General features: G+C 57.0%; 14 protein-coding genes. 6 read left to right on the forward strand and 8 right to left on the reverse strand.

Translation table 11 applies throughout. The features are described from left to right. Nucleotides 1-29: 29 nt before the first annotated feature. Nucleotides 30-548 (reverse strand): DcrB-related protein, encoded by a 519-nt coding sequence (locus TCARDRAFT_RS01680; RefSeq protein WP_040682941.1) that lies wholly within the window; start codon nt 546-548, stop codon nt 30-32. 463 nt (nt 549-1,011) lie between these two features. On the opposite strand from TCARDRAFT_RS01680, the gene TCARDRAFT_RS15410 reads away from it, so the two are divergent. After that, entirely contained in the window at nt 1,012-1,149 is a 138-nt protein-coding gene (locus TCARDRAFT_RS15410) for a hypothetical protein (RefSeq protein WP_156784619.1), read from the forward strand. Nucleotides 1,150-1,204: 55 nt separating this feature from the next. On the opposite strand, the gene TCARDRAFT_RS01685 is transcribed toward TCARDRAFT_RS15410, so the two are convergent. Next, entirely contained in the window at nt 1,205-1,882 is a 678-nt protein-coding gene (locus tag TCARDRAFT_RS01685; protein ID WP_007288280.1) for a TerC family protein, read from the reverse strand. 274 nt (nt 1,883-2,156) lie between these two features. Here TCARDRAFT_RS01685 and TCARDRAFT_RS01690 point away from each other — a divergent pair, with 274 nt between their 5' ends. Both TCARDRAFT_RS01690 and TCARDRAFT_RS14790 read left to right on the forward strand, forming a co-directional pair. Next, nucleotides 2,157-3,104, forward strand: coding sequence for an MFS transporter (locus tag TCARDRAFT_RS01690; protein WP_007288281.1), 948 nt, complete (start codon nt 2,157-2,159; stop codon nt 3,102-3,104). After that, complete coding sequence (locus tag TCARDRAFT_RS14790; RefSeq protein ID WP_198003876.1) at nt 3,041-3,376, forward strand: MFS transporter; 336 nt, start codon at nt 3,041-3,043, stop codon at nt 3,374-3,376. The genes TCARDRAFT_RS01690 and TCARDRAFT_RS14790 overlap by 64 nt, the downstream gene beginning before the upstream one ends. 55 nt (nt 3,377-3,431) lie before the next feature. Here TCARDRAFT_RS14790 and TCARDRAFT_RS01700 read toward each other — a convergent pair whose 3' ends face one another. The 4 genes from TCARDRAFT_RS01700 to recJ are packed head-to-tail and all read right to left on the reverse strand — an operon-like array spanning nt 3,432 to nt 6,902. Next, nucleotides 3,432-3,662: a hypothetical protein gene (locus tag TCARDRAFT_RS01700; RefSeq protein WP_040682943.1), complete on the reverse strand. Its 231-nt coding sequence runs from the start codon at nt 3,660-3,662 to the stop codon at nt 3,432-3,434. A gap of 46 nt (nt 3,663-3,708) precedes the next feature. After that, nucleotides 3,709-4,356, reverse strand: coding sequence for an HD domain-containing protein (locus TCARDRAFT_RS15675; protein WP_232199075.1), 648 nt, complete (start codon nt 4,354-4,356; stop codon nt 3,709-3,711). Next, nucleotides 4,265-5,173, reverse strand: a complete 909-nt coding sequence (locus TCARDRAFT_RS15680; RefSeq protein ID WP_007288283.1) for a CCA tRNA nucleotidyltransferase — start codon at nt 5,171-5,173, stop codon at nt 4,265-4,267. Before TCARDRAFT_RS15680 ends, TCARDRAFT_RS15675 begins: the two co-directional genes overlap by 92 nt. Nucleotides 5,174-5,189: 16 nt before the next feature. Further along, complete coding sequence (recJ, locus tag TCARDRAFT_RS01710; protein ID WP_007288284.1) at nt 5,190-6,902, reverse strand: single-stranded-DNA-specific exonuclease RecJ; 1,713 nt, start codon at nt 6,900-6,902, stop codon at nt 5,190-5,192. A gap of 294 nt (nt 6,903-7,196) precedes the next feature. Between recJ and TCARDRAFT_RS01715 the strand changes: the two genes are divergently transcribed. The 3 genes from TCARDRAFT_RS01715 to TCARDRAFT_RS01725 are packed head-to-tail and all read left to right on the forward strand — an operon-like array spanning nt 7,197 to nt 10,749. After that, the gene (locus TCARDRAFT_RS01715; protein ID WP_007288285.1) at nt 7,197-7,460 is read left to right on the forward strand and encodes a metallophosphoesterase; all 264 of its coding nucleotides are present in this window, start codon (nt 7,197-7,199) and stop codon (nt 7,458-7,460) included. Nucleotides 7,461-7,514: 54 nt separating this feature from the next. After that, nucleotides 7,515-8,288 (forward strand): metallophosphoesterase family protein, encoded by a 774-nt coding sequence (locus TCARDRAFT_RS01720; RefSeq protein WP_007288286.1) that lies wholly within the window; start codon nt 7,515-7,517, stop codon nt 8,286-8,288. 1 nt (nt 8,289) lies between these two features. After that, nucleotides 8,290-10,749, forward strand: coding sequence for an ATP-binding protein (locus TCARDRAFT_RS01725; protein ID WP_007288287.1), 2,460 nt, complete (start codon nt 8,290-8,292; stop codon nt 10,747-10,749). A 90-nt stretch (nt 10,750-10,839) separates the two neighbouring features. Here the strand turns inward: TCARDRAFT_RS01725 and TCARDRAFT_RS01730 are convergent, their stop codons facing one another. Together TCARDRAFT_RS01730 and TCARDRAFT_RS01735 are read right to left on the reverse strand one after the other, a co-directional pair. Next, nucleotides 10,840-12,243, reverse strand: a complete 1,404-nt coding sequence (locus TCARDRAFT_RS01730) for an SLC13 family permease (RefSeq protein ID WP_007288288.1) — start codon at nt 12,241-12,243, stop codon at nt 10,840-10,842. Between the two features lie 118 nt (nt 12,244-12,361). After that, nucleotides 12,362-12,796 (reverse strand): gamma-glutamylcyclotransferase family protein, encoded by a 435-nt coding sequence (locus TCARDRAFT_RS01735; protein WP_007288289.1) that lies wholly within the window; start codon nt 12,794-12,796, stop codon nt 12,362-12,364. Nucleotides 12,797-12,801 lie beyond the last annotated feature (5 nt).

Below are 12,801 nucleotides of genomic sequence, written 5' to 3' on the forward strand. Positions count from 1 at the left end.
CGCCGGCGCGGCAAAATTCCCTTTGCCGTCTAGCCGACAAAGGCAAAGCTATCAAACACGCGCTGAAACAGCGGTTCGTATACCTCGCGCAGTGAAGCCGGACAGGTGCCGGTCAGCACATAGACGTCGGGATACCGGCAGATAATCATTTGCAGCACGAAATACTGCTGTTCCCACGACAGGCGCCAGGTAAAAGCCAACCGGTAATAAGGCGCGTAGGCGTTGTCGAGCAGCTGCTTGTCCAGCAGCCGGTACTGCCAGAGCATTTTCTCCTGACTGGCCACCGTGCTTACTACATAATCGGTAAGCGTATGAGTGGCCGGCAGAATTTGATGTACTAACGTGAGGGTATTAATCTCATAGCGCATTTCCGGCGCCGTAAATATGGCTAAAAACTGGTGGGGCGACTGACTGGTGCACAGCCACTCGTCCGGCACCTCAAACTGCAACCGGTGGTCGTACTGGCGGAACACCTTGGCCTCGGCTGCCGGACAAGTAGCGGCAGTCAACATCGCCAGCATCGCTAGTACCACAACTACCCTTCCCATGCTCTCCCCCCTTGCTAGCATTTCTATACGCCAGCGCGATTTTCCCTGCCGTTGGCGCAAAAACATTGAATCCGTCCCGCCGCTGGTTCAGCAAAGATATTCATGACATAAATGTCACCACAAAACATGAAAAATTTGAAGTTTAACCACGGAAGACACAGAGCACGTGATATCCATCACGCGAAGAATATAATATAATTTAAATTCCTCCGTGTTCTCTGTGGTTCCCTATATTTTCCATCTTGAAGCCACCTATTTTTCAGGGTAGACCCCCCATGTCGTTAGCACGACACCAACAAAGAATGAAAACAGGTGTAGAGTTTTCGGAGTAGTTAGATAAAGTAAAATAAAGTACGTTATTCACATAACTTTTTTAAGTTATTTAATTAACTTGACTCAAACGGGCTGCAAAATGTCACAATATTGCGTATAATATTATTAAAAGCAGGGTGGAGGGAAAGTTATGTACGATTGTTCAACCTACTGCCTCGGTCCCGGATGTGATCTTTGGACGTGTTGCCACCAAGAAAGCATTGCCCTGGCCGCCGCGATTGCTGCCAAAGAGCCGCCGGCCAATCCGGAATGCTATACAGTGCAATAATAATGACGCAAAAAAACGGGATACATGCATCCTACAGCATGCATCCCGTTTTTTGTTACATAACAGCCGTCTGGCGCGAAGCAGTTTTGGCGCGCTGGCGCTTGACATACACGCCCACTCCCAGTACCCCGGCGGTAATAAGGGCCGGCAACAGCCATTCCGGCATGAGCTGGGTAATAAACACGCCCAGACGGTGGTCATCTACCATCATCTCCCCGGCTGTCCAGGCAATAAGGCCCGCGCCGGCATAGACAATGATCGGAAACTTTTCCATAAGCATCATAATAAGGCGACTGCCGCAAATAATGAGGGGAATACTCAGCGCCAACCCGATGGCCAGCAGAAGATAGTTGCCGTTAGCCACAGCGGCAATCGCCAGTGTATTATCCAGGCTCATCACCAAGTCAGCGATAATAATGGTCTTGATGGCACCCCAGAAGGACTTGGAGGCTTCAATGGTTTCGTCATGCTGTTCTTCCAGCAAAAGTTTGGCGGCAATCCACACCAGCAGAACGCCGCCGGCAAACTGTAAATACGGTATTTTTAGCAGTGCAACCGCCACGACGGTTAAAATCACCCGCAGCCCTATTGCCCCAGCACTACCCCACAGGATGGCCATCTTTTGCTGCTTAGCGGGGAGCGACCGGCTCGCCATAGCGATAACCACCGCGTTGTCGCCGCTAAGCACGATGTTCACCATCATGATGCTAAATAGTGCGACTAAGAACTCCATTTTCTGCACCTCTCAATTGTTTGACTTTAGGAGCAAATTATGCTAATCAATCACTAATTAAAAAATTAAAGCCTCACTCCCTCCGGTAAATCGCCATACAATTTAGTACCTCATCCTAAAGATATTTTAGCACTGTCACTCCCACCATGCAAGCATTAGATAACAATATATACTGTATACTTGTCCGGCAAATATAGCATAAATTTCCAGGTTGGAGCAGGGCCACGATTTTTGATATAATATTCTTTAAACCGATAATAAAGAAGGTATGCAGATGATCAAACTGCCTGAATGGAAGAAAAACCTCGCCGTTATGTGGTTCGCCCAGCTGGCCGGTATGGGCGCCATCACCGGCGTTATGTCTTTTTTGCCGCTTTATGTGCCCGAGCTCGGCATCACCCAACTGGAAGAAGTTGAGTTCTGGTCCGGTATCCTGATGGGTGTATCATCACTGTTTGCGGCGCTGGCCGGCCCTCACTGGGGAGCCCTCGCCGACCGGAAAGGCCGCAAACCCATGGTGGAACGGGTCATGCTCGCCTTCGCTATTATTATGGGCCTTATGGCGCTGGTGACGAGCGTCTACCAACTGCTGGTGCTTCGCATCATTCAGGGCATTTTCGGTGGTTTTACGGCGGCAGCGCTGGCCCTGGTCACCAGTATCACCCCCGCGGAAGAGCTGGGTTTTACCATGGGCGTCTTCCAGACGGCGATGATTGCCGGCAGCGCCTTTGGCCCCATGTTCGGCGGCTTGGTCGCCGACCACTTCGGCTACCGCAGCGCCTTTGTCGCCTTTAGCCTGCTTTGCCTGGTCTCGCTGGTCACGGTCCACCTGTTTGTCAGTGAGCGCTTCGTGCCGGTAGAGCTTGAAGCCAAACCCTCGGTTCGCGGCCAAGTCCTGCAGGTCTTAGCCATCCCCGGTTTGAAAGGCATGCTATTTGTCCAGTTTCTGGTCCAGTTTGCCGTCCAGGTCATTGCGCCAGTATTGCCACTTTATGTCCAAACCCTGGCCCCTAACATCACCTATGTAGCCAGCATTTGCGGCGCCATTATCTCCGCCGCCGGCCTTACCAGCGCCTTGGCGTCGGCGGTCGTCGGCAGCCTGGTCCAGCCGCATCGCCCATCACATCATTCCTGTTTATTGGCGCCAGCCTGGCCGCCTTGTCCTTCGCCGGTCAGGCGCTCGCGGGCAGCGTCCTCACGCTGGGCGTGCTTCGCGGCGTGAGTGGTCTGTTCATCGGCGCGATGCTTCCCAGCGTCAACGCCCTTATCTCGCTATTAATCCCGTCAGCCAAACGCGGTGTCGCCTTCGGTGTCACCACCGCCGCCTCCCAAATGGGCAATGTGCTCGGCCCCGTCATTGGCGGCGCCATCGCCCTTTCCCTGTCCATCCCCGCCGTGTTTTGGCTTACGGCCAGCCTGTTCGCCATCGTGGCTGTCTGGGTGGCGTGGCGCGTCCGCGACCCGCGCCTGCAAGAATGTGAAAATCTTAATTAGCGGACAAAAACCGGCAAACCCTCGCGGCCAGCGAGGGTTTAGCATTTTACAATACCTAATATGCCAAAGCGTAGCGCTTCATTGTTGCCAACACAATTTGCCAATCAGACCGCTCACCTTGCGCGAAGGCGATAAGATCACGGCGGGAGGATAGCTTAAAAGCAACAACGGCTTGACCGCCCTCATCTGCTATCAGCGCCGGGCCGCTGCCGCCGTGATTGGCAAAAACCAGCGGCTGGGCGGCAATCACCATCAGGACGATCAGCGTCATGATGCAAATTTTCATTGTAATCGCCTCCTTACAGGCTTAATATTTGCATTTTCAGCGGCAATTATCCTGTTTCACCGCCACCCGAATTTTGCCGCCGCTGTCGCCACTTGCTCGCCGCGGCGCACAGGGCCGCCGGTTCGTTCGCAAGCTGGCCGTCCTGTACGCGCCGCAGCGCGATGCGCAGAAATTCGCCCATCGCGCGGCCATCGCCCAGCACCGCTTTGAGCTTTCCGGCGTCGTAAGCCAGATCACGGGTATGGACCGGCATCGCCGCCGCCAGCTGCGCGAGATAGCCCCCGAACTGCTTGGCCGCGACGACCGGCCGGCTCCCCTGACCGGTCGCCGCGGCGTCAGCCGCACCGAGCGCGGCCAACTGGGCAAAGGCGGCCGCTAGTTCGGCCGAACTGGCAAAACGACCGGAGCGCGCCTCGCGCCGCACCCAACGCACGACCGCCGCTGGTGACTGGGCCGCATAAAAGTGAAACCGCATATGGTTGGCCACCAGCCAGACGAGCAGTTCCCGCCGCTTGGCCGGAAAGCGCAGCCGGGAAGCGATGGCCGCCGCTAGTTTCGCCCCCGCCTGGTCATGGCCATGGTCGGTGGGCTGTCCGTCCGGGCTAAAAGCGCGCACTCCCGGCAAGCCTTTGCCAATGTCGTGAAAAAAAAGCGCCGCCCAACGCAGCGTCAAATCGGGCGGTGTCTGGCGCACCGTCTCCAAAGTGTTGCCACCACCCGTCCCAGGCATGGTAAGCAGGATTTTGCGGCAGGCCGACGAGGTGATTGAGCTCGGGCAAAATGGCTACCGCCTGGTACTCCCCCTTTTCTTTGACCCGGCAGGAAGCGCCGGCCAGCCCGGTAGCCACCAGCGCAGCCAGCCCAAGATGCGGATAATCACCAAGCAGCAGCTTATCCAGTTCAAGCCGTACCCGCTCCAAAGACAATCCGGCCATTCGCCCCAGATTGGCGGGAATGGCCGCCAGCGTTACATCATCAATGGCAAAACCAAGCTGGGCGGCAAACCGGCAGGCGCGCAACATCCTAAGCGCGTCCTCGCCAAACCGCCGGTTAGGATCGCCGACCGTTCGGATTAGGCGGGCCGCCAAGTCGCGGCGACCGCCAAACGGATCAATGATGTTGCCGGCGACGTCCATCGCCATCGCGTTGACCGTAAAATCCCGCCGGCTAAGATCGTCGGTGATGGTATCGGCATACCAAACCTCGGCGGGGCGATGGCTGTCTTCACCATAACGCTCGCCGCGAAAGGTAGCCACCTCCACTCCCGTACCGTCAACCACCACCATGACGACGCCGTAGTTTGTCCCCAGCTTGTCTACTACTTGCCAGCCCTGGCGGGCGGCAATCTCCCTCACCGCCTCCGGGCGGGCGCTGGTGGCAATGTCATAGTCGTTGACCGGCCGGCCGGCCACAAGGTCGCGCACCGCGCCGCCGGCAATATAAGCGGCATAGCCGTTTGCTCCCAGGGCGGTTAAAATTAACTGCACCGCCTGCGGAACTCGTTCAATCATGCCAACCGTCCCACCTTTACCCCGCGCTTTGCCGTTTAATATCACTAGCCCGGAGTTGGATAGACAGGCGGCCTTGCCATTCATTGACTTCCGGGAAGAAGGTCATGGCAACCAAGCTGTTGACAGGGATTTTGTCCGCCAGATCCCCCCGGTTCCACATCACCACCTCGCCCGGACAACCTTCATGACACACCCGGAGCTTGAGATGACTGCCATCGGCGCCAATGCGACGCGCTTCGAGCACCTGAATGTTCTTACAGGCCAGGACGGGGGCTGGGTTGCCAAAGCCATAGGGGGCAAGACGGTTAAGTTCTGCCAGCAGCGGCAGGGTTATGTCCCGCAGCATGACCGGTACGTCGATTTGAATTACCGGCCGGAAATCGTCAGGCGTCAGCACTTCAGCCGCTAAGGCATTAAGCCGCCGGCGCAATTCGTCAACATTTTCCGGCAGAATGCTAAACCCCGCCGCGGCGCTGTGACCGCCAAACCTGAGTAGCAAGTCGGAAGAGCGGCAGAGAGCTTCGAAGATGTTAAAACCGCGGATACTGCGGGCAGACCCGCGGCCAACGCCGTTTTCGATACTGATAATCAGGGTTGGGCGGTAAAATTTCTCGACAATGCGCGAAGCCACAATGCCGATAACGCCATGGTGCCAATCCTCGGCAGCCACGACCAGCACTTTGTTTGCTTCCAGATCGGTTCCGGCCAGCATCTCTTCCACTTGGACGCGGATGGCGTCCTCGATGCGGCGGCGCTCGGCATTGGCGGCGTCCAGTTCTTTGGCCACTTCCCCCGCAAACAGCGCATCGTCCGTAATCAGCATTTCCACTGCTGACAAGGCGTGGCTTACCCGGCCGGCGGCGTTAAGGCGCGGCGCCAGTCCGAAGGCAATGCGGCCGGTGTCCATCCGTCCGTCGGTAAACCCGCATACGGCAACTAGCGCCCGCAGGCCGGCGTTCTCAGTCGCCGGCAGCCGGTTTAAGCCCTCGCGAACAATAATTCGGTTTTCGCCTACGAGCGGCACAAGGTCAGCCACTGTCCCCACTGCCACCAGGTCAAGATATTTATAAAGTTCGTCCACCGGCCGGCCCGCGTCCTGCCACAAAGCCTGGCAGAGCTTAAAAGCCACACCAACCCCGGCCAGCGCCTTTTCCGGATACGGGCAATCAGGCTGTTTCGGGTTGATCACCGCCAGAGCCGCCGGCACCGCCGCCCCCGGCTCATGATGATCGGTGATGATAATATCGGCTTCCCCCCGAATCGCCGCCACCTCGTTCACCGCCGTAATGCCGCAGTCCACGGTAATAATGAGGTCAGCCCCCGCCCGGCAAAGGTTTTGCAGGGCCGTTATGTTCAGCCCATAACCTTCGCTGAACCGGTCAGGCACATAATAGGCGACTGCCGCCCCCAGCTGGCTGAGTACACGATATAAAAGTGCGGACGCGGTGATGCCGTCCACATCGTAATCGCCGTAAATAACGATTTTTTCCTTGGAATGTAATGCCTGACGGATTCGTTCGATCGCCGCCGCCATGCCTTTAAGGGCAAAGGGGTCATGCAGACGCTCAACCCCGGCGTTTAAAAATGCGTCGGCCGCTTCTACCGAGTTAATTCCCCGGTTAATGAGGATCTGCGCCACCAGCGGTGTAATTCCCAGCTGCCCGGCAATCTCGGCCTGCAGCGCCCGGTCAGCAGCGGCAACCCGCCAGATTGAACTAACATGAGCCACAACCAACAACTCCTAAACCGCAAAGTTAATCATGCCGATAAATTGGCACCACAAAGCATGAAAACCGATATTTAACCACTTTCCGTTTACCTCATACCTCATACCTCATACTTCATACCTCATACTTTAAATTAAATTAATTCGCCGCCGCAAGCCGCTAGTCCTACCCCTCGCCGCCTACCGCAACAAAAAGTTGTCCCAGTTATTGTCAGACCAATAAATTGCCCAGGACTATCCAGCGCCTGCGCCAAGCTGTATAATATTTACAGAAGCATAATATTATGAGGTGATCGGATGCCGCGAATACTGCATTTCGCCGACCTGCACCTGGGCGCGCCCTTTCGCCAGTTCGGGCCGCGCGGCAAGCTGCTGCGCGAAGGACTGAAAAAAACACTCGAAAACATTATCGCCGCCGCGCAAAAAGAGCGGGCCGACTTGGTGCTGTGTGCCGGCGATTTAGTAGACGCTAACCAGGTGTCGCCGGCGACGGTAGACTTTATCGCCGCCCACGTTTGGCAAATTGGACGTACCGGTCGTTATTCAACCAGGCACCCATGACTGTTATGACCGCCAGGCCGTCTATAACGCCAGGTCTTTGCCCGGCTTCCAAACGTGCAAATCGCCACGGCCGAAGAAGGCCAAACCTTTGAATTTCCAAGCCTCTCGCTGGCTGTACATATCAAGGCCAATACCGCTAACCGCAGCCCGGTCAGCCCGCTGGCCGGCCTTACCCCTCACGCCGATTTTCGCTGGAATGTGGCCGTCGCCCATGGCTCACTGCAAATTCCCGGTAAAGCGGCTGCCGACGATTACCCTATTACGTTCGACCAGCTAGCCGCCTCCGGCATGGACTATGTGGCCCTCGGCCACTGGCATAACTTTTACGAAGTAACCAGCACCTCCCCCCTGGCCTGCTATGCCGGCGCTGCCGGTACCCTGAGCTGGACGGAAGCGGACAGCGGCACGGTCTGCCTGGTGGATTTGGACGACAGTGGCGTGCGTGTTACCCGCCTGTCGGTGGCTTATCACCGCTGGCACGATGCGGAGTGCGCCTTTGACGAAGTCGAAGCCCGCCTGACCGAACTAAAGGGCGATACCAGCCTGCTGCGGCTTACGGTGCGGGGCGACCTGCCGGAAGGCGGTGCGGCCAAACTGGCCGAACTGACCAAGCGCTGGCAAAACGCCTTTTTCTACCTTGAAATTAGGAGCCCGGCCAGCCCGTCCGTCGCGGTAAACCTTGATCAAGTAAACGAAAACACTTTTGCCGGCCAGTTCCTGCTGCTGGCGAAAGAGCGGCTGGCCCAGGCCGCGCCGGAAGACAAGAACCTCTTGGCCAAGGTGCTGGCGCGCGGCTGCCAAATCCTGACGGCCGGGGAGGTGGACTAAGATGCTGATCGAACAGATCGCTGTCAAAAACTTCCGCAATTTAGCCGACGTAAACCTCACCTTACAGCCTGGCATCACCCTCATCAAAGCCAAAAATGAGGGTGGCAAAACGTCGCTACGCAAGGCCGTGGAAATAGCCCTGTTCGGCGACCCCCGTTCGGCCGCCGCCAAAGTCTATCAACACCAGACCTGGGGCCAGAATAGCCTGTACGAAATCCGCCTGGACTTTTCCGCCGACGGGAAGCGCTACCGCCTGGTGCGCGATTTTGAAGCCCGCACGTCAGTGCTGGAAAACTTAGCTGACGGCAAAAAACTGACCGATAAGAAACGGATTGAAGAAAAACTGGCCGAAATTCTCGGCCTGCCGACCGCCACACTGTTTTTGAATACCGTTTATTTCTCGGCGGAAGAAATGATCCAGCTCAAGAATGCCGAAGAGCTGCGCAAACGGCTGGAAGAAAAACTGAGCGGTCTAGATGGCGTCGTGGTGTCCAAGTTGCTCAAAGACATTGACGACCACCTGAGCGAACTCACCAAAGGCCTAAAAGGCACAGCCAAAAATCCCGGCCCCATCCGGCGGCTCACCGACAAACTAGATGCGCTACAGGCCGAACTGCGAGAAATGGAAGAAACCGTCCGCCAGGCCGCCGCCAAATACGCCGAGTATTACGAAACGTCGCAGGCAATCGCCACCCTGAAAGAACAACTGGCGATCAAAGAAACGGAAAACGAAAAATACGTCCAGTATAAAAAAGCCAAAGAAATGTGGGATAATGCCACCGCCCGCTTAAACACGCTCACCGACCAGCTGGCGCAACGCGCCAACTACGAAACGGTGGCAAAACAGCTCGCCGACGAGTTAACGCAAATCGAAACCCAAGGCCAGCAAATCGCGGCCGTCGTTGCCGCCATTGACCAGGCGCTGCAGACCGCCGCCGAGCTGGCGCGCTCCCGCACCGACGCCCAAATCCTGGCGACCGTACTGGCCAAAATCGCGGCGGCCCAGGCCGACCTCGAGGCGGCGCAAACGGTTTTGGCCGGCTGTGTGGCGGTAAAACCGGCTGATGTAAAAACCGCCCAGAAACTAGCCAGCGAAATTCACGGCCTGGCCCAAGCCGGGAAAAACGAGGGGTTTGTCGTCGACATCACGCCGCTGACCGCTGCACTGCCAACCGTCATTGTCGACGGCGAACCACTGACCAATCCGGCCCAAACGGTCGAGGCCCGCGCCAGCGTGGAAATTGAGCTGCCCGGCGTTGCCCGCATCCGCATTGGCAATAAAAATGCCGACGCCGCCAAGCGCCTGGCGGCCGAACGCCAGGCTCGCGCCAACCTGGCTGCCCTCCTAGCTGGCTATGGCGCGAGCGACCCCGATGAACTGGCCCGGCTGAAAGAGGCCTATGACCAGGCCAGCGCCCAGGTGCAGGCCAAGCAGGCAGCATTAACCGCCCTGCTGGGCGGCCACCCGCTCGAACATTACCACCAGCAACAAGCCGCCTGGGCCCGCACGATCGAAGGCCAAGAACAGGCACTCCAGACGCAGATACAAGCAGCGCTGGCAGCCGCAAGTTCAACTGGCACCACCGCTCCGGCGGCAAGCGACCTGCCGGCCGCCCTTGCCTGGCTGCAAACGCTTCACGCCGCCCTCACCGATCAGCGTGATAAATTGCGCATCCAGTGGCGCGACAAAAATAACGAGCTGCAGCAAGTACAGGGCAGACTCAAACAGCTTCCCCCAGCAGACAAGTTAGAAGCAGACCAAAAAGCGGCTGCCCGCGATGTATTTGTCGCCAAAGTCGCCTTTGACGACTTAAATCTCCCCGCCATCAGCCCCGAGCAGCTCATCCGACTGGAGAAAGAAGTTGCCGACCTAAAGCACGAACTGCGGGACAAAGAAATCGCCCAGGCCAAGCTAGAAGCCTACCTGGCCACCGTGCGCTATGGCATCGAAGATATTGAAACGAAACGCGAGGAAATCGAAACCTGCCAGGAGCAGCTACGCGCCCTGCAGGAAGAAGTGCAAGTGCTCTCCATTCTCAAAGAGTGGTTTAGCGAAGCCCGCAATAACACGGTGGCGAAAATCACCAGCGACATCGGCGACGCTTTGCTGCGTTACTTTAATACCCTGACCGAGGGCCGCTACAACCAGGTCGGCCTCAGTCCCGACCTCAGCCCGATGGTGTTTTCGGCAGACAAAGGCGACCATGTGGATATTGGCAGTGAACTGTCCACCGGTACCCGCGACCAGCTCTACTTCGCCACCCGCTTGGCCCTCATCCCGGCAATCAGCCAGGGGAAAAAGCCGCCGCTACTGCTCGACGACCCCTTTGTCCACTTTGATCCCGACCGGCGGGCCAAAGCCTTTGCCCTTCTCAAGGAACTGGCGAAAGACCACCAAATTTTGTTGTTTACCTGCGGCGACGGCTGCGACGCCTATGCCGATACCGTCATAAATCTGTAATTATCGCTCTGAACTAGACAAAACACGAAAAGCTGCCCCTAGGGGCAGCTTTTCGTATACCACAATAAGGAGATGGCTTCGCTTAAAGCCTTACTGCACGATGCCAATCCATTTCCAATAGGTCACAACCATGGCGCTCATGAACGCCGCGCCCAGGATGCTCATAACCAGGCCGGTCCTAAACAGCTCGCCGGCGGTAATATGGCCGGTGCCCATGGCGACAGCATTAGGCATATTACTGACCGGCAAGAGGTACTGGTGCTGCATGTTCATACCCAAAATCAGGGCAAATACCAGCGGATCGGCGCCGATGGCCACGGCATGGGCGATGACGACCGGGGTAAGGGCCGTCGTTTTTGGCCCGCCGCCGGTAAAGAAAACCTGCAGCGCGGTGACGATCCAGATAAGAACAATGATCTGCATGGCGTGGGGCATGTTCGCGATCGGGGACAGCATCGTACCGGCCAACCACTTGGCCGCGCCGGAGCTAACCAGCGCCGTTCCCATCGACAGGCCGGCGCCGTACACGATAAAAACATTCCATGGCACCTTTTGCTGGGCCTCTTTCCAATTCATGACGCCGCGGCCCGGCCAGAGGAGCAGCAGCACGGCCAGCAGGCCAACAATGACAACGTTGACTTTATGGAGCGAGTCGGTGGCCCACAAGACGAGCGTTACCAGGAAAACGACCAGCGTATACAGCTCTTGTTTGCTAAGCGGCCCCAGGGCGGCCAGCTCCCGACGGACATAGTCCTGGCCCTGGCCCAGGCTTTCGATTTCCGGCTTCCACATCAGGCGAAGGACATAGACCGAAATGAAGGCCAGCGTAAAAGCCGGCGGTCCGCCGACACGGAACCATTCCGACCAGGAAATGGCTTTTTTGGTCGCACTTTCGATTAGGCCGGCCGTAATCGGGTTGCCCACATGGGCCGTCAAAATACCGATGCTCATCATGGTACCGCTCATCGCAACGATGAACAGCAGGGCTTTCACGATATTGCTCTGCCCCTGCTTGGCATCAAAGGCCTGACCGATCCCAAGGATGATGGGCAGCATAAGCAGCGTGCGAGCCGTAATCGACGGGACAAGAAAGCTCATGACCGCCATGACGGCCGCCACCGCCCAGTATACTTTGCCGGCCGAACCACCAGCGGCGTTGACCAAAATTAAGGCAATCCGCTTGGAAAGCCCCGATTTTTCCATACAGGCGGCCATAATAAACCCGATAACGATGAGCCAAAGGGCAGTATTGGCATAACCGCTGAAAGCGCCGCCCAAGCTCGTTGCGTTGAGGGAAGCAAGCAGAAAAACAATCATAAGACCGCTAAGGGCATCATCTACGGCCTGCGTCGCCCAGATGACGATGGCAAACACCGCCACCCCCAGCGCCGCTTTGCCAGACGCCTTCAGTCCCGCAACCGCGGGCGTGAACCAGACGATAGCGGCCAGAGCGGCAAACGCGATGGCGAGGGCAAGCCACTTTTGTCGGGACATGGATAACTCCTCCTCATTTCACGATTTGTCTTAACATTGTTATTGTAGTCAACATTCCGTTAATTGGGTATTTTTTCTCGACAAAAGGATCAAAACCAGCGACAAAGCGGTCAAAAACTCACCCAAGCCGCCATGGTGGTGCCGACACATTCCTTATATATTCCCGCCAGTCGCCGCCCGGCACTAGCTCGCCGAGCACGGCAAGGCTTTCCCGGTCATGCCACGCATAGATGTATGCATCGACTATGCGGCCATCGGCAGCGATAACCGGTCGAACAATCCGGTCATAGAGATTGTTGGCACAGCCGGGGCCAAAGTAATCTTCCAGCTGGTCAAGGCTAACTAACGCCTGGTCAATGTCCTTTAGCTCCACCAGCTCACCGGTGACCTCGCCGTTACCGTCATCGTCGCAGTAGGCCGGATAGCCATAAGGGAGATGATATATTCGCCCTGCCGTTTTCGCTGGCTCAATCGCTTTAATATACGGCTTAAGCACATGGTGGTTGGCCAGACCGGACATCAGCGTGCCGTACACAAAAACATGCTTAATCATTGGCG

Source organism: Thermosinus carboxydivorans Nor1 (assembly GCF_000169155.1).
Classification (GTDB): Bacteria; Bacillota; Negativicutes; order Sporomusales; family Thermosinaceae; genus Thermosinus; species Thermosinus carboxydivorans.